Origin of the sequence: Granulicella mallensis, assembly GCF_014203225.1 — a bacterium.
Classification (GTDB): domain Bacteria; phylum Acidobacteriota; class Terriglobia; order Terriglobales; family Acidobacteriaceae; genus Granulicella; species Granulicella mallensis_A.
Map to the genome: position 1 here is coordinate 299129 of NZ_JACHIO010000004.1, position 17226 is coordinate 316354.

Here is a 17226-nt window from a genome sequence, read left to right on the forward strand (position 1 = left end):
CTGCTCCATAGCGTTGCCGGCGTGATGTTCGCTCCTCAGGAGCATCACAAAAATACCGGGCCGTTGAAGACTCCTACTCTTCAACGGCCCACAACGGCACAACCGGATCGTCCAGTCCATACAGCGCGAAACAGAGCTATATTCGCTCATCCTGCTGTGCAGAAGAGGTTACTCAGATGAATAGAGTTACAGCAGCACACCGTGCATCTCGCCTACTAGTCCGCATCGCCCTTCGCTTTGCGGCCTGTCTTTTCGTCATCCTTGCCTGTTCTCACTCCGCACTGGCGCAGCTCAGCATGCTGCACACCAGTGGCCGCTCAATCGTGAATGCGAACGGAAATATCGTTCAACTGAAGGGCGTCAACCTGGGTGGGTTCATGGTGATGGAACCCTGGATGTGCCCCGCCGACAGTGGTGGCCTTCCTGACACCTACAGCATCATCTCCGAACTCGACAACCGCTTCGGCGTTGCCGAAGAGCAGGCACTAATCCGGGACTACCAGCAGTCCTGGATCACCGCCGCCGATTTCGCCAATATTAAAGCGGCTGGGTTCAATGCCGTGCGCGTGCCGGTCTGGTGGGGCAACTTCTATCCCATCGCGAACGTCTCCAACTCCAGTTGGAGATCCGATGCCTTCACCGAGCTTGACTGGGTGGTCAACCAGGCCGCAGCGCAAGGTATCTATGTGATCATCGACATGCATGGAGTAGTAGGCGGACAGAGCACCTCAGACGATACCGGCCAGCAAAATCAGAACCAATATTGGACCAACGGCAACGACCAGGGCAATACCGCTTTTATGTGGTGGCAGATTGCCAACCACTACAAAGGAAATCCAACGGTCGCGGGCTATGATCTGATCAATGAGCCTACCGGCGCACCCAGCAATAGCGCCGTAATCAGTGCCAACGCCAGCTTATACAACTCCGTCCGCTCCATCGATCCTTCGCACATCATCATCATCGAAGGAACCTGGGGCAACTGGGATTGGAGCATGCTGCCCAACCCTTCCACGGAAGGATGGACCAATGTCGTCTACGAGATGCACGAGTATCAGTGGAACGCTTCTCAGGCTGTAGTCGCGCAGGGATCAGTCAACCAGGTCAATGATTTCAATAATCACTCCAGTTACAACATCCCAGGCTATATCGGCGAATGGAACGACTTCCAATATAGCGCGTCCACCTGGCAGGGTTCGGTAAGCGACTATAACAATGGCGGAGAAAGCTGGACCTTCTGGGCCTATAAGGCCACCAGCGGTCTCAATCCCAATGGCTGGGGGCTTTACAATCCCACCTTCTGGGCCACTACCCCCAATATCTCCACTAGTTCAGAGGCAGACATTATCTCCGACTGGCAACAGTGGACGACCACCAACAGCTTTGCGTTTAATAGTTCGCTTGGCTTCAACTAATCATTCGGTAGTTTCACATCCAACGATCTACTTCTGACCTATGGAGGCCAGGAGTAGATCGTTGAAGTATTCACTTACAACGTTTTCTTCCGAGGGCTTGCTGATCATCACTCTCTCGTGACCGGCAAGACTTTATCGTTTATTCGAGAGCTTCAGTGGATGAACTGATTGTGATGATTCTCGCCAGGCCGTAAGGGATTTTCTCCCGACTCCCGAGCCCCGACGATCTCTCTTAGCTGCTCCATCGCATTGCGAATGAGAATCGCTGTTTCTACAAAGGCCTCCGGCGAGAGCGTAACCGTGACGGGACCGATGCTCAGGTGGATGGAGTTGCATTCACAGAGCTGGACATGGCCCAACCCAGGGTATTTCGCCAGTATTACGTTGATTTCATCCATAACTTTCTCCTTGAACGGCTTGGAACGGGTGATTCGATGCGAGCGCAATTCGAAGACTTCGGCAGAGCGCGCGTCACACGCCGCGTTTTGCGTAATACTCAGCAACCTGTTTTTTGTTGAACTCAAATGGAATGTGGCTGGAGTTCGGAATAAACAGAACAATTCCCTTGCTTGGAGTACCGGGGTTTTGAAGCTGCAGATAGCTGGGCAAAGGCAGGCGAGGCGACTCAAGCGAAGACTGAATCGCCTCCAGTTGCGCTGCCTTCTCCGAGAGCCAGACGACCTCACCAGGACGAAGCACCATGGAGCCGATCGTCTGGCGACGGCCATTCACAAGGATGTGTCCATGCGATACCAACTGCCGGGCCGCGGCGATGCTGCGGCCAAACCCAAGCCGAAAGACAACGTTGTCGAGTCTGCGCTCCAGCAACCCGATCAGGCTTTCGATCCAGTTGGAGGCGCTAAGGCTCCGCGCCTTGCGCACAAAGCGCCGCAACTGCTCCTCGCGCAGCCCATAGTGAAAGAGCAGCTTCTGCTTCTCACGAAGCTGCAACCCAAACTGGGTGATGGTTGGTCTCTGTACCCTGCCGTGCTGGCCGGGCGGATAGTTCCTCTTGGCGAGCGCGCCGGGCTTTCCCAGACCTGGCAACTCGATCCCCAGCGAACGCTGGAGTTTGAACTTCTTTCGTCCACGCATGCAACCGTCTCCTTGTGGATGCAGGCTGCGGGACCATCCCGAAGAGAGTCACGTCCAGCCTTCATCATCGATCTCCGAAGTTGCCGTGGCGCTTCGCCAAAAGACTCCACGGCAACTCGTTCTTGAATGCAGACTATTTCAGTCCTATATCAAGACCAACCCTCTTTCAGTGAGGTGCGATTTCTGGGATTGAATGGGGAGGAATGCAGGGCAAAGGGTATGGAGCTCTTGTCTTTGCTTTTCTGGTTGTCATTCCGAGCGCAGCGAGCGAACCTGCTTCCTCCCGTTTTTTGGTAGTGCCAGCACAAACTTTATGCGATCGTTCAAACCGCCCTACTCACATGTTTTCTGAGTGGTACGAGCAAAGAGCGGGAGACAGCAGGTTCGCTCGCTGCGCTCGGAATGACAACCAGAAAAGCAAGAGCAAAAACAAAGGGCTGACGACCGTTTAGGATCGCCAGCCCAAAGGCAAAGGTAAGAATCTTTAGAGTGTCTGGCTCTCCACGTTCGCAAGGGTCGTATCCTTCGCCGCGCGGCTCCAGAGAATGCGCAGGTCAGTAACCTTGCGCAAGTTAAAGTTCGCAGCACCCGGCGCAGTGACCGCAAAGAAGTCTGCGCGATGCACGTCCTCCAGCCAGAAAGCCGGGCGCGGATCGGGGTTCTGAGGAGCGACCTCGACATGCGACATCTCGAGATTTTTGAGATGGCGGATGAAGAAGCCATTCGACGGCGTAGGTCCGAAGCGCAGCAGCTCAGGATAAGCGTCTTCGATCTCGGGAACCTGCAGGTTATGCCAGTCAGGCATGGGCTTGGAGGTATCGCCCCAACCCGTGAGCGCGTCGGTGGGCAGCCCCTTGTGACCGAAGAAGCAGTTGGAGAGCTTCACATCTTCGATAAGATTTTCGGGAATCCCGGAGAAGATCGACGCCGTGGACGCCAGCGAGTTATGCGAGACGATATTGGATATAGCCACCCGGCGCAGCGTGCCGGGACGCATCGTGTCCTTCGGACCGCGATTGCGGCGGTTGAGGCGAAGGAAGAGCGGCGCATCGACCGTATCGCGTAGCGTGATATTCGAGATCGCAATGTCTTCGAGCAGCGCACCGTCGGAAGTCTCTAACGAAAGACCCTTGGAACCTTCGCAGACGCAGTTCGAAATGGTGATATTGCGAAAGCCGCCGTTGGACTCCGTGCCGCACTTGATGCGGCCGTTGCGTGAAACTTTCATCTCCGCCGCAAACTTCTTCCACGTACCGGCCACAACAGAGCCAAGCTCGTACGTCCCGCTGACAAAGCAGTTCGCGATGGTCACGTTGTCCGTGGAGCGGGCATAGCCGAGCGCGTAGCTGGACTTCGGGCAGATCGCATCGTCCCATGGCGAGTTGACCGTGCAGTTCGTGACACGCACATTCCTGCAGCAGTCGATGTCGAAGCCATCGCGATCCGTGTCGATCAGCAGATTGTCGAGCGTGAGGTTATCAACACCCGTAGCGAGCAGGGCAAAGTGGCCGCCCTTCAGTACCGAGAAGTCGCGCAGGAGAACGTTGTGGCAGTTCTTGAGCGCGATGGCCTTGTTGCCGACACCGGCCTGTTCCGCGTCGAAGAGAAGGCCACGTCCACGCGGCGAGTTCTGGTCGAGCTGGGCCTGACGTGAACGCGTGCCGCAGGATAGACCGGAGCCATGGATCAACCCTGGACCCAGGATGGAGAAGTTGTCGAGGTTCTCGCCGTAGAAGAGCGAGTTGCGCCAATGGTTATGGCCGTAGTCCTGGAACTCCTCCCAGGGCTTGTTGGGCTCGGCGGCATCGTAGGTGCCGCCGTTATAACCGGTGGTCTCACCGGGCTTGGGAGAGTCGGCGGCGAGGATGGTGCAGCCGCGAGAGAGGTACAGGTCGACCCTGCTGCGCAGATGGATCGTGAAGCACATGTACGTCCCTGCCGGAAAGAGCAGCGTGCCTCCGCCGGCCGCGGCCACGGCTTCAATGGCTTTGTTGATCGCCGGGGTGTCGACGGTCTTACCGTCGCCCGTCGCGCCATAGGTGCGAACGTTGAAGACCGCCTCTGCAGCAGCAGGTGCGGGCGATTCGGCCAAAGCGATATGGCCGATGGTGGAGGCGAGGGCGAGCGGCGAGAGCTTGAGTAAATCGCGACGATCCATGATGCAGAGAATGGTACCGCATTCGGCACACAATCTGTCAGACAGGCTACCAAACCCTTTACAACAGCGAGGCCGCCCCCAGGGGAGCGGCCTCGCGAACGTCGATGTTGCCTGTACTTAGTAGCGGCGGTAGTCGTGGCGATAGCCATAGCGTCCGCGGTAGAAGTCCTCATGGCCATGCCAGCCGTAGTAGCGAGGGCCTACGTAGGCAGGGTATCCATAGGCAGGCGGCGCAACAACATAGCGAGGGCCACCGAACCGCACGCCAACGACGACACGCTGGGCCTGGGCAGCAGGAGCTGCCGCGACGAGAACCGCACCCGCCAGAGCTGTTGCGGCAAGGACTTTGACTACGCTTGACTTCATGGACGTGAGCTTCGAGGTAACGTTGGATAACTTCATAACCTGCCTCCTGTACTGCGTTTACAAGCGCCGTGCATTTAGATAAACGCAGGTCTGTGTGCCGGGTTGCGCGCAACTTTTCGGAGTGGCTGGGTTGGGCGAAACAGGAAACGAGCCATGGGCAACGAAAGATGATGGCGGCAACGATGCAGGGCCAACGGCCCGGTCTCATACCAGCCTGGGGTGAAGCCCCAGGTGAGCAGACCCATAACTTCCGAGGGCTGAAAGCCTGACTCATCGGTTAGACCACAGATGAGTCGGGCTTTCAGCCCTCAAAAATCTCCCACCATCTTTCCTGGTATGAGACCGGGCCGTTGGCCCTTCATCATCGCCTTGATAAGATTCGTGACCTACGGATGAATCGTTGATCAGCGACTGAAGTTATACCGCAATCCAGCCTGCACCAATCGTGGAGCAGCCAACGTCAGGATCGGTGTGCGACCCGCATCAATACTGCGATTCAAAAGGTTCTGCGCACCCGCAAAGATCGATAGACCATGCGAAAGCGAGCGGTCTGCCGAGAGATCGAAACGAGCCTCGGGGTGCAGCAGGAACTGGTTCTCCGCATCGTCGAACTCCTGCCCGGTATAGCTGGCGATGAGGTGGAAGTTAGCCACGTGAGGCGCGGCATAATTCGCAGTCGCTGTGACGGATTCGCGTGGGACCTCCGGAATCCATTTGCCGGTGAGATTGTTCTGCTCAGGGCTGTTCGAATTGAAGGCGGTCACCGTCGCGACAGCGAGCTGATAACCGAAGGTCGCGTCAAAGCCATGCCAGTGTTCGGACTGCGCTTCAAGCATCAGGCCACGGCTGCGAATCTGGCCGAGGTTCTGGCGCTGCAGGGTCTGCGTCGTTGCGGTCTGGCTCAGTTGAACCGCCGAGATCGGCCGATTGACCTCAGTCCAGAAGTATGTGGAGCGCAAGGTCCCGAGATGTCCCAGCGTGAGATTACCGCCGAACTCAAAACCGGTAGCGCGCTCGGCAAGCAGTGACGAGTTCGCCAGAGTCGTCTGCTGGCCGACCTGGCTGGTGCGATAGAGCTCGTTCAGCGTCGGCCCACGAAACGCGCGGAAGGCCGTCGCCGTCAACGCGATGCCGTGCGGTAGTTGCCGCACCAGCCCGAGGCGCGGGCTCGCGACCAATTCGTCGATCTCCGGCAGGGGTGTGGTCACCGGAGAATTTGAGACCCGCTGTTGCGCATCGAAAGTCCGGAACGAGTCGACGCGTACCGAGCCGGAGAGCGACCAGTTCCGAGGCTGCCAGACAGCATCCACATAGCCGCCCGTCTCACGCTGGCGAGCGCTGGTGCTGGTGGTCGTCGTAGGCAGGGAGTTCACTACGCCGGTTTCGTCGTCGGTTCCACGAATGTCGCGCAGGTCGAGCCCCAGCGCCGCTGTCACTGCACGCGGCAACGCTCGCGAGCCCTGCAGGGCAAAGCCGAACTCGTCGGTAGGAACCCGTTGCAGCTTGGTGAGCTTTTCAGAGTTGCGATCGGCAGCAACGGAGGAGAACCCCTGGCGATAGCCCTCGCGTGAGCCGTACAGGCGCAGCACCCCGTGCCCCAGCGTGGAATCGGAGTCGGCACCGCCGACGTAGCGCCACAGGCGAGCGGCATTGGTTTGCTGGGGAGTTCCATTGATGCGCGCTTCGTTCATCACGTTCCCGCGCAGAAAGGCGCTGACACCATGTAGTTCAGCAGGAGTTCGCAGTTCCAGACGGCCACTCTCGCTGATGACATTCGTAGGGATATCGACGGAGCCGCGCAGCGCAGGAGCCGTCGTGATGTAGCCGCCATTATCGACCATGCTGAAGGCCGCCAGCGTGTCGAGGAAGTGCGTCGCACTGGTAAGCAACGCGTCTCCTACCCCGGTGTTCTCAGTCGCGCCCGAAGCATCTGCTGAGAAGTTGAAGACGTGCCCCGGGGGCGGCTCCACGGGCACCACATCGATGACCCCACCGATGGCGCTTGAGCCATACAGATCCGCGGAGCCTCCCCGCAGCAGCTGCACCTGCTGGATAGCTAGCGTCGGAATCTCGTTCCAATGCACCCAGCCGCCGAAGGGATCGGTGAGCGGAGTCTGATCGCTGATGACCAGAGTGCGGCTCGCGCCCGTGCTTCCGAGTCCTCTCAGGCTGAGTCCCTGCGAAGTGGGATTCGCGGTCCACGAACTTGTGCGCCGAAAGAGTTGGAAGCCTGCCACCGAATGCAGACTGTCATCGAGCGCGAGACCTGGCGCCTGCTCAAGCTGCTGCTGTGAGAGCAGTGCCGTGCTGGTGGCGGAATCGTTGATATCCTCAAGTCCGCGATCGGCGGTGACCGTGATCGACTGTGTGACCGGAGGTATCGTCTGAGGCGTGGTCGATTGCTGGGCTCCTGCGTGCAGAGCAGCGACAACAAACGCAGCAGCCAGGAAGAACGTGCGTGGAGGGCGTTTCGTTAAGGGCACAGAGGAACCCGTGCCCTTGACGAAACTCACCTCGCGAACGATTTCGTCCACTCTAACGTCCCGACTGCGCCGCTTCCACGGCAGCGCCGACGCGCAGCATGGTTCCCTCATCGAAGTGGCGGCCAAGGATCTGCACACCGATCGGCAGGCCAGCCTGTGTCGTCCCACACGGCACACTCATACCGCAGATCCCCGCCAACGATGCCGCCACCGAGTAGATGTCTTCGAGATACATCTGGATCGGGTCGTCAGTCTTCTCGCCGAGCTTGAACGCGGGGGTCGGCGTCACCGGGCAGACGATGGCATCGACCTGCGTGAAGGCGCTGAGGAAGTCGCGCGTCAACAGCGTGCGTACCTGCTGCGCCTTGCGATAGTAGGCATCGTAGTAGCCCGCCGAGAGCGCATAGGTGCCGAGCAGGATGCGCCGCTTGACCTCGGCGCCGAAGCCCTCATCGCGCGACTTGCGGAACATCGCGGCAAGCGTATTGGCATCCTCCGCGCGCAGCCCATAGCGAACGCCGTCGAAGCGAGAGAGATTGGAGCTGGCCTCCGCCGTCGCGATCACATAGTAGGTCGGCACGGCATAGCGCGTATGCGGCAGGGAGACCTTGTGGATGCTGCAACCGGCGGCGCGCAGATCGTCAAGCGCCTTTTCAATGGCGGCGCGAATCTCCCGATCAAGGCCCTCGCCAAAGTACTCCACGGGAACGCCGATGCGCAGCCCCGCGACCGGCTTGGCAGCCTCGGCGGAATAGTTCGCGACAGGCTGGAGAGAGGACGTAGCATCCAGCGGATCGGGGCCCGCCAGCACATCAAGCATCGTCGCAGCGTCCGCAACCGAGCGCGTGAAGGGGCCGACGCGATCGAGCGAGGAGGCAAAGGCGATAAGACCGTAGCGCGAGACGCGGCCATACGTCGGCAGCACGCCCACGACACCGCAGAAGGCAGCGGGCTGACGAATGGAGCCGCCCGTATCCGTCCCCAGCGACGCCACGCACAAGCCTGCGGCAACCGCCGCCGCCGAGCCTCCGGACGATCCGCCAGGAACACGATCGAGAGCGCGTGGATTGTGAACCGGCCCGTAAGCCGAGTTCTCGTTCGACGAGCCCATCGCGAACTCGTCGCAGTTCAGCTTGCCGAGCAGCACGGCTCCCGCCGCTTCAAGCTTCGCAACGCAGGTAGCGTCATAGGGGGGATGATAGCCCTTCAGGATGAGCGACCCGGCGGTCGCCGGAGCGCCGCGCATCGTCAACACATCCTTGATGCCGATGGGAACACCGGCCAGCGGGCCGAGAGTCGTTCCGGCCTTTGCCGCAGCGTCTACACGTTCGGCCTGGGCCATCGCCCGTTCGCGGCTCAGCGCGAGATAGCTGTTGATCTCTGGATCGACGGTGGCGATACGCTCATAGTGCTCGGCGGCCAGCGATGCGGCGGAGACGCGGCCCTCGACGACAGCCGTACGGGCCGCGGAGAGCGAAAGGGTTTCGAGTTGCAGTGTTTCAGCCATGTTGTGCGTGGCTCTCCTTGATGCTTTAAAACCTATTGACGCTTTAGAACCTGTTGATGCGTTGGAACCTGTCTAGTCTGCGGTTGCTCTTAGCGCTCAATGACCTTCGGGACCTTGAAGAAGCGACCATCGGTCTCGGGAGCCTCAGCCATGACGAGCGCGCGGTCGATCGAAGGCTTCACGACATCGGGCCGCAACGATTCACCGCTCATCGCCGGGAGAGCGCCGAGCATCTCGGCGACCTGCGCCATCGGCGGAACGTCGTGGGTATCGAGCTCGTTCAACTCCGCAATGTGTCCAAGGATCGCGTTCAGATCGCGCGCCATGCGCGGAAGCTCCTCGGCGGTGAGTTCGAGATTGGCAAGGTCGGCGACGTGCCGCACTTCGTCCAGTGTTACTCCTGCAACCTCGGGGGTCGCTGCCTGGCTCATCGTTTACTCCTTCGGGGACTTTGGGGGTACCGTGCGAGGCCATGGCCGCACACTTCCCCTCTCTTCGAAGTGTATCCCGTTGAAGCGCACTGCGGCGATGCGACCCAGGTCGTTGGCCAGCGCCGAGCGCATGTGCAGGAACTGCTTCATCCATTCGGAGCCCGCCACCCGCACATGCAGAACGCGCTCCGCGTCGAGATGCAGGACCTCGCCGTGGCCGGCCAGCGCAGCGCCACAGGCCACAGGCCACGCCGCGGCGAGACGGTCTTCATCCGGCAGTTCCCGCAGGCTGCGGCCCAGCGATCCACGCAGGATATCGCGCATGTTCTGCATCAGCGAGCCCCCACTGTGACACCACCGCAACGGGCTGTAAGGGCTTCGCAGGCCTCGGCTACCTGATCCACCGTAATGCGCTCGATGACGTCCGTAGGCTGCCCCTTGAACTCGAAGCCCAGGTGCAGATAGCCACCGCTTCCATCGGCGGGCTGAACGTTGGCGCAGCAGCGGCCTCGTGCTCCCCAGCGATGTTCGGCCGTCGGCCCGTTCAGCGATACCGTCGGCGCACCCGCGATCGCGGCCAGATGCATGACTCCGGTATTCACACTCGCAACCAGCCGGGAGCGGCGCAGCAGACGCGTCAGCGAAAGAAAACCATCGGGGCTGACAAACGGCACAGCGCGCAGACCAGCAGCCTCCAAACGCTCAAGAAGCGGCGTCATACGCGGTTTGTCAGAAGGTGCTCCGGTTATAACAAACAAAGTCTCCGGCCGCACCAGACGCCGGGCCAGCTCAACCCAGCGGTCCTCCGGCCACTCGCGCAGCACGGAGTTCTGGCCCGAAGCCCAGGGATGAAATACAACAAGGTCGCGCTCCTCCGCCAGTGGCGCAGGACCATTTTCAGAAATCACGACAGCAGGCGCATGCGGATGGATTACCGGCGGGACGACACCGCTCCCCGCTAACAAAGCTCGCAGATTGTCGACCTCATGACGGTCGGCTGTGTGGCTGACGACGCGGTCATATCCACGGCTGCGATATTGGCCCGGCGAGTGGAAGCCGACGGTAAACTGCGCTCCCGAGAGCATCGTGTAGAACGCCGTCAGGCGCTGCCAGCTCGTAAAGTCCAGCAGCACGTCGAACCGCTGCGCGCGAATGCGGCGAATCGTCTCAGGCGGCTTGGTGAGATCGATGAGGACGCGCTTGTCGGCTCCCGGAATGATCTCGGCGGCAGCTAAGTTCTGCTGCATGCAAAGATGCACGACGTGCGCCTCCGGCAGGGCGGCCCGAAGATCCTGCAGAGGGCCGGAAAACAGCAGCGTATCGCCCAGGGCAGGCGAGCAGATCACGCCGATACGCTGAGGATTGGCAGGCCGCTGCGTGCGACGGCGGCGAAAGCTGGCCAGGAGATTCAGCAGCGGTGTGCCGACCCAGAGGTCGAGTTGGCGATTTCGCTGGTTGCCACGCTGCATAGCTTGATTCTAGTGGGTGATGCGGAGAGGGGTTCACTCTTGCGGTGAACCCGCTTCTAATAAGCGCCGTCCTGCTTCAGGACCGTGGAGAACGTCTTGAAGAGAATCTTGATATCTCCTAAGAAGGTCCAATCGTGAACGTAACGGCTGTCGAGTTGAAGCCGCTGCTGATAGGTTGTGCTGCTGCGTCCGGATACCTGCCACAGCCCTGTAATGCCGGGCTTGACGAGGCAGTAGTCGACAAAGTGCTTGCCGTATTTTTCGACCTCGGCTGCAACGATGGGACGAGGTCCCACCAGACTCATGCTTCCGGTGAAAACGTTCCACAACTGTGGAATCTCGTCCAGGCTGGTGCGGCGCAGAAAATTACCGATCTGGGTGACGCGAGGATCGTTCTGGAGCTTGCGGGCCTTGAGCCACTCCTCGCGGGCGTCAGGATTCTCCTGAAGATAGGCTTCCAACACCTCTGCCGAGTCGACGCACATTGTGCGGAACTTCCACATGGAGAAGAAGCCGCCCTGGGCGCGGATACGGCGATGCGAGAAGAAGATCGGTCCTGGCGAGGTAAACCGGACGATGCTGGCAACGATACCGACGATCAGCAGCAGAATAGGCGAGAAAAGCAGCACCAGAAAGATGTCCAACCCACGCTTGAGCACGCTATAGCGGAAGGTGCCCTGTGGCCCTTGCTCGAACCGAGAGACCCTGCCGGTCGTGCCGGAGCTGATGTCCGGGAATGAGAATACCCGGCCATTCATGGCGGCGGTTTCGGATTTGTAGGAGTACATCTCTAACGCCATACGCTTCTTCTTCTCCCGGGGCCCTGTCCGGCTCTATCGCCGAACTTCAGACCAAATCTTTCAACGGCGGCTGCGATCTTTATGTCGCTCTCGTGTTGAAGCTCTGTTGGTACGGCTCTGCAAATCTATCGCCCACGCCCATGACGATAATCGCCCGAAAAGGCTTATCCATTGGACTGCGCTTTGTGTAAATGGTTGCACTTTGACATCAACTGGCCATAAAGCCAAGCAAAATGCGTACATCCATCCACAATCTGTAGCTTTTGTATTCAATACGAGGCTACAGCAAATAAGGTTGCAGGCAACCTCTACGGGCCGCTTCTTTGGGATAGGATGCGGGTTGGTAAGAGAGGGCTGTACGGAGCCCATGAATGACCGTTTAAAGAGTACGGCTGCCTGAAGATTAAAAGCGCTTGAACATTAGTGCGGCTACGATTGACCCACCAGCCATTGCTCTACCTCAGCGAGTGACTCCACCACCCGATGCAGTCCCTCACAGGGTACGCTCTCCGTTCCGCGCAGCAGGAACGCCTGTTTCAGCCCCGCGGCATTTGCCGCCGCGATGTCCGAGCAACGATCGCCAACCAGGACCGACTGCGAAAGATCGATCCACTCTTCACTGGCTGCGCGCCTCAACATTCCGGCGCCGGGTTTACGGTCTTCATGCTCGCGCTTGTATTCCCCGACACCGTGGACCGGGTGATAGGGGCAGTGATACACAGCGTTGAGCGTAATGCCATCGCGAGCAAGCTCTGAGCGCATCCACGTCATCAGGTCCTCGAACTGTTGCGGCGTATAGTAGCCGCGCGCGATGCCCGACTGGTTCGTCACCACAATCAACTTGTAACCCAGCGACTGCGCCGTGCGGCAGAGCGGGACGATGCCCTCAACCCAACGAACATCCTCAGGACGATACAGGTAGCCAACCTCATGGTTCACGACCCCATCGCGGTCGAGAAACAGGGCACGCACTTTGGCGGGTGAGGTCATGGGCGTGCTCCTCCAAGTTGGACCAGCGCCGGCACAGGCGTGTGTTTGGGAGTACGAACGCGCGGCAGCAACTCACGGCCTTCGCGCCTGGCAACGAGCAGCGTCTCGACCTCTCCGAGCGCCATCGCGGGCGTGATCTGGCGGACACAACCGTTGTGCTCGCAGGGAGCATAGTCGCGGCCGTCATAGCAGGGCCGGCAGGCAAAGCCTTCTCCACCCCACAGTGCGACACAGTTGCTACGCTGCGGAAGGCGTCCGCGCGGGTCGGTGGGACCGAAGATCGCGACCACCGCTGTGCTCGTAATGCCCGCAAGATGCAGCGGTCCCGTGTCGTGCGTAACGGTGACATCGATCTCGTTGAAGGCCCCGATCTGCTGCACCAGAGACATCGTCGCAATGCGGTTGGTCACGTCAAGAGAGGTGAAAGCATCCGACACCCAGCGATCATCCATGCCACCGCAGAGAACAACCTCGTACCCCCTCGCCAACAGAAGCTTCGCGAGTTCGACATAGCTCTCAAGCGGCCAGCGACGCAGGGCGTCATCGCGCATCATGTTGCGCGCTCCCCCAGGAACAAGCGCGATCCGAGGCTTGTCTCCCTTCGGCGGGAGGACGTTCTGCGCCGGGCCGGAAACAACGATCGGAGCCAGTTGACTTGGTGTCTCCCCATCTTTGCGGCCCAGCAGAATGCGGGCGTACTCGTCCGTGTGATGGCGTCCTGGAAGAAGTTGAGTGGCACGCTCGGTCCTGGAGAGCATCACCTTGCGCGGCGCGCGCACCGGCAGCGTCAGCAGGTTGTAGCGAGCGTCGTAATACAACGTCGCGCAAACGTCATACTTGCGCCCCGCAAGCAGGCGCCATACCGCCATCATAACCCGGAGCCCGCTGACTTTGCCGCTGTGCAGCAGCGCCTTTTCATCAACGGGAATCACATGGATCCATGGGTAAAGCTGCAGAATGGGAGCGACCACCGTGTTGCAGACCCAATCGACGGCATAGCCCTCCCGGTGCATGGCATACGCACCCGGAATCGCCATGACGACATCGCCAATCGCGCCGAGCTTGACGATCAGAAGGCGCGGCATCGGCTACTTCCCCGTCTCATCGGCCGGCCATTGCGGATCGCGCAAAAAGACCGACTGGTTGCGCAGCACCGTGATGTACGCGAGATAGCGCATGAACAGCTCATACTTATGCGGGCCGAGCACGCGCAAGGCAACCTTCAGCAGTTTGTGTACAGCTTCAACGCGGCGATCGTGCGGATTGAACTCTTTCCACGTCGACTTCGCCTGAGCGACAGTGCCCTGCACCAGCTTCTGCTCTCTCGCAAACCCTGCGAACTTCGACTTCGCGTCAAAGGGATTCTCCGCAGGAAAGCGTGCCTGGTGCTTCGCATACATGCGCCGCGCCAGCAGCGTGACCGTCGTCCCATCCGAGAAGGAGTCGAAGCCATAGGGAAGCGACTCCGCCGCACCGTTTTTATTGGCGATCACCGCGGCCTTGTAGTCGGCAAAAAGCCGATGCAGATCGGGGCGCGAGGCCAGCGTAAAGCGGTCGGTATGCTTCGACAGCACCTCGGGGTCGCTCACCACAATGCCGCTGAAGTGATAGAAGCGCAGAAGCACGCGTCCGCTGACGGAACTGGTGACGTGATATCCCTCGGGGGTTTCGGCCAGCGTGCGTTCATGCAGATTCCAGTAGGCCATGTTGCAACCGGAATCGCGCAGGATGCAGACGCCGCCGAACAGGCTGGGAGCGAGGTTCATCCACTTCTGGTCGACGAACAGACCTGTTCGGCCCTCGCTGTATCCAAGCTCCAGGCAACGCTCTTCCCACCACGTCAGCAGGTTCCAGCTCTCCTCGCAACGGCGCACGGCGATGAAGCCCAGGTTGTACGAACCGTTGAACAGCAGGTCCTGCTCGCTGGGCGAGCGCCCGTCGAAGACCGGCGTCGTAATATGCGGCGTCAGCACTGCGGACGCTCCGTTGGCGAGCGCATCGAAGACCGGGTCGAGGGCGGTATAGCAGAAGATATCCGGGTCGATGTAAGCCAGCGCGTCCAGCTCATAGCGCTCGATCAGGTGCTTCATAAACGTCGGTTTGACGTTCGTATTCAACTCGAGAATGCCATACTTCATGGCCTCGGCGTGGACATCCCGCAGACCGATCTCGTGAAGCATGACCGGGGTAAAGGCATCGCCCTGGAAGGGTGAAGGATCGTGGAGGTTCGCGACGATCAGCACGAAAAAACGCTGGCCCGGATGCTGCGCGAGGTACGACGCTGCTAGCGTTCGCGCATAGGCAAGATAATTCGGAGAGACAATCGTGCAGGCGGCACGAGACGGCAGCATCATGCGGTCAGTCTATCAAGCGCAGCCTCTATGAAGCGTGCCCTCGTTCACAACCTACGCTATCGGTTCCCACGCACGGCTCGTCTCATTCCATCGCCGAACAGGCCGCGCTGGCGTTCCGACAACCACCGTCCCTGCAGGAACCATGCCGGTTACCACTGAATTCGCACCGATAATTGCCCCATCGCCGATCGTTGCCCCGGCAAGCACGGCTACCCCATCGCCGATCCAGACATTGCGCCCGATCAACACCACTCCAGTCGAATGCAGCCTGCGCTTTGACGGTACGGTATCCGGCCCAGACTGCCCTTCGCCCCTGTAGACTCCATGCGAATGGTCCGTGACGATCACACGGCTGCCAATCAGTGTTCCAGAGCCTATCGTGATGCTGTTGATGCAGGTAATGTGAACGTTGTCCGAAAAGCTCACCTCGTCACCGAGAGTCAGCACCGGTGAAAGCCGCTCCCCCGCATACTCCACCACAGCCTCCAGCCAGAGACTGTCCCCCGCACTGAAGTTACGGCCGATGCGCATATGCGAAAGACCGGACAGATGCGGATGGCGTCCATTGCGAAACCCCGGAGCCCGCAACTTGCGCGCGGTAAAGCTGTCGCGGAAACGATGGGCGGCAGCCCGCGCCAGACGCGGAAGAAGCTGCGCCCAGCCGTCCTCACGCGCAAGCTCAAACACGCGGCTCAAAGAGAGGGCTCCTCGAATCTGTGGCGATGACCGGGCTTTTCAATGAGCTCAATCACAAAGCGCAGAGGAGACATCCAGAACTGGACCCTTCGGCCTTCATAAGCCAGCGCCGGCTGCGGCTCGCCGGCCGGATAACAGCCCTGCTCGCGCAGATGCGCCGCCGAGGCTTCAAGATCGGGAGTCAGATAGGCCAGGTGATTCAGAATGTGTTTGCCCGTGCGCAGTGCATTGGCAATCGGCGTGCCCTCTCCCAGCGGGGCAATGAGCTCGTAGATCAGTTGCCCCCCGGAGGCCGTGCCAAACTGCACCGAGACACAGAGACCAGGATCGTCAACGACCGGCGTCCAGCGAGTAATGCCCAGTGTCTGCTGCAGAAAGTTACGACCCACTGCGATGTCCTGCACGATGAGACCGAGGTGATCGAGTTCGAGCGCACTGCCGTTCACGACAGGCTGTTCCCCCTCTGCAGCCTGCAAAGGGGTCTCGGCGATGGAGGTCGACAGAGTCATCAGTAAACCGTCTCCGCGAGGATACGCTGTAGGTAGGTGGCATAGGTACTCTTGCCCAGCTTCGCCGCCAGCGCTTCAAGCTCCGCAGCGGTAATGTATCCGAGCCGGTAAGCAATCTCCTCAGGACATGCAATTTTGAGGCCCTGGCGACGTTCGATGGTCTGGATAAAGTTGGCGGCATCCAGCAACGAGTTGTGTGTCCCCGTATCGAGCCATGCCATGCCGCGTCCAAGAAGCTCGGTACGAAGCTGCCCGTTGCGGAGATACCACAGGTTTACATCGGTAATCTCAAGCTCGCCACGAGGCGAGGGCTGCAGCGACTCCGCTACGCTGACCACCTGCGCATCGTAGAAGTAGATTCCCGTAACCGCATAACGCGACTTCGGCTTCAGGGGCTTTTCTTCCAGAGAGATCGCCGTGCCATCCTTATCGAACTCCACGACGCCATAGCGTTCAGGATCGCCCACCGCATAGGCGAATACAGTCGCACCGGAGGCCTGTGCAGCGGCCTTGCGCAGGCTCCGTGCAAAGTCGTGGCCGTAGAAGAGGTTATCTCCCAGGACCAGGCAGCAGCCTTCGCCGGCAAGAAACTCTTTGCCGATCAGAAACGCCTGCGCCAGGCCGTCAGGCGAGGGCTGCACGGCATATTGCAGGTGAATCCCCCACTGCTCCCCTGTGCCCAACAACTGCTCGAAGCGTGGTGTGTCCTCAGGGGTAGAGATAATGAGAATGTCGCGAATCCCCGCCAGCAGTAGCACTGAGAGGGGGTAGTAGATCATTGGCTTGTCATAGACAGGAAGCAGTTGCTTACTGATGGCCTGTGTCACCGGGTAGAGTCGCGTACCGGACCCGCCGGCGAGAATAATTCCCTTCATCCATCTGCCTCCACTGCAGAATACTCCCCCGTTAGACGCGCGGATGGCACAGTGATGCTGTACCCAGCAGCAATCTAT

The 17226-nt window shown here is 59.9% G+C and carries 17 protein-coding genes; 1 reads left to right on the forward strand and 16 read right to left on the reverse strand.

Annotation, left to right across the window (positions count from 1 at the left end):
* The first annotated feature begins 176 nt into the window (after positions 1 to 176).
* Entirely contained in the window at positions 177 to 1415 is a 1239-nt protein-coding gene (locus tag HDF15_RS05955; RefSeq protein WP_184253693.1) for a glycoside hydrolase family 5 protein, read from the forward strand.
* Positions 1416 to 1567: 152 nt separating this feature from the next.
* Here HDF15_RS05955 and HDF15_RS05960 read toward each other — a convergent pair whose 3' ends face one another.
* From HDF15_RS05960 to rfbA, 16 genes are all read right to left on the reverse strand, one after another.
* Positions 1568 to 1813, reverse strand: a complete 246-nt coding sequence (locus HDF15_RS05960; RefSeq protein WP_184253695.1) for a hypothetical protein — start codon at positions 1811 to 1813, stop codon at positions 1568 to 1570.
* A 73-nt stretch (positions 1814 to 1886) separates the two neighbouring features.
* Positions 1887 to 2510 (reverse strand): 30S ribosomal protein S4, encoded by a 624-nt coding sequence (gene rpsD, locus HDF15_RS05965; protein WP_184253696.1) that lies wholly within the window; start codon positions 2508 to 2510, stop codon positions 1887 to 1889.
* A gap of 484 nt (positions 2511 to 2994) precedes the next feature.
* Entirely contained in the window at positions 2995 to 4668 is a 1674-nt protein-coding gene (locus HDF15_RS05970) for a glycoside hydrolase family 28 protein (protein ID WP_184253697.1), read from the reverse strand.
* Between the two features lie 117 nt (positions 4669 to 4785).
* Entirely contained in the window at positions 4786 to 5070 is a 285-nt protein-coding gene (locus HDF15_RS05975; protein WP_184253698.1) for a hypothetical protein, read from the reverse strand.
* A gap of 368 nt (positions 5071 to 5438) precedes the next feature.
* Positions 5439 to 7568 (reverse strand): TonB-dependent receptor domain-containing protein, encoded by a 2130-nt coding sequence (locus tag HDF15_RS05980; protein ID WP_184253699.1) that lies wholly within the window; start codon positions 7566 to 7568, stop codon positions 5439 to 5441.
* A gap of 1 nt (position 7569) precedes the next feature.
* Complete coding sequence (gene gatA, locus HDF15_RS05985) at positions 7570 to 9024, reverse strand: Asp-tRNA(Asn)/Glu-tRNA(Gln) amidotransferase subunit GatA (protein WP_184253700.1); 1455 nt, start codon at positions 9022 to 9024, stop codon at positions 7570 to 7572.
* An 89-nt stretch (positions 9025 to 9113) separates the two neighbouring features.
* Positions 9114 to 9455, reverse strand: coding sequence for an Asp-tRNA(Asn)/Glu-tRNA(Gln) amidotransferase subunit GatC (gene gatC / locus HDF15_RS05990; protein WP_184253701.1), 342 nt, complete (start codon positions 9453 to 9455; stop codon positions 9114 to 9116).
* Positions 9456 to 9458: 3 nt separating this feature from the next.
* The gene (locus HDF15_RS05995; RefSeq protein ID WP_184253702.1) at positions 9459 to 9788 is read right to left on the reverse strand and encodes a DciA family protein; all 330 of its coding nucleotides are present in this window, start codon (positions 9786 to 9788) and stop codon (positions 9459 to 9461) included.
* Entirely contained in the window at positions 9788 to 10924 is a 1137-nt protein-coding gene (locus HDF15_RS06000; RefSeq protein ID WP_184253703.1) for a glycosyltransferase family 9 protein, read from the reverse strand. Before HDF15_RS06000 ends, HDF15_RS05995 begins: the two co-directional genes overlap by 1 nt.
* 56 nt (positions 10925 to 10980) lie before the next feature.
* Entirely contained in the window at positions 10981 to 11724 is a 744-nt protein-coding gene (locus HDF15_RS06005; protein WP_184253705.1) for a sugar transferase, read from the reverse strand.
* Positions 11725 to 12153: 429 nt separating this feature from the next.
* On the reverse strand, positions 12154 to 12714 hold the full coding sequence (locus tag HDF15_RS06010; protein WP_184253706.1) for a D-glycero-beta-D-manno-heptose 1,7-bisphosphate 7-phosphatase: 561 nt from the start codon (positions 12712 to 12714) through the stop codon (positions 12154 to 12156).
* Entirely contained in the window at positions 12711 to 13799 is a 1089-nt protein-coding gene (locus tag HDF15_RS06015) for a glycosyltransferase family 9 protein (RefSeq protein WP_184253707.1), read from the reverse strand. The genes HDF15_RS06010 and HDF15_RS06015 overlap by 4 nt, the downstream gene beginning before the upstream one ends.
* Before the next feature lie 3 nt (positions 13800 to 13802).
* Positions 13803 to 15068: a group 1 glycosyl transferase gene (locus tag HDF15_RS06020; protein ID WP_184253709.1), complete on the reverse strand. Its 1266-nt coding sequence runs from the start codon at positions 15066 to 15068 to the stop codon at positions 13803 to 13805.
* A gap of 51 nt (positions 15069 to 15119) precedes the next feature.
* Positions 15120 to 15755: a hypothetical protein gene (locus HDF15_RS06025; RefSeq protein ID WP_311733046.1), complete on the reverse strand. Its 636-nt coding sequence runs from the start codon at positions 15753 to 15755 to the stop codon at positions 15120 to 15122.
* A gap of 5 nt (positions 15756 to 15760) precedes the next feature.
* The gene (locus tag HDF15_RS06030; RefSeq protein WP_184253713.1) at positions 15761 to 16273 is read right to left on the reverse strand and encodes a VOC family protein; all 513 of its coding nucleotides are present in this window, start codon (positions 16271 to 16273) and stop codon (positions 15761 to 15763) included.
* Positions 16273 to 17148 carry a glucose-1-phosphate thymidylyltransferase RfbA gene (gene rfbA, locus HDF15_RS06035; RefSeq protein WP_184253715.1) on the reverse strand — a complete coding sequence of 292 codons (876 nt, stop codon included), beginning with the start codon at positions 17146 to 17148 and terminating at the stop codon, positions 16273 to 16275. The genes HDF15_RS06030 and rfbA overlap by 1 nt, the downstream gene beginning before the upstream one ends.
* Positions 17149 to 17226 lie beyond the last annotated feature (78 nt).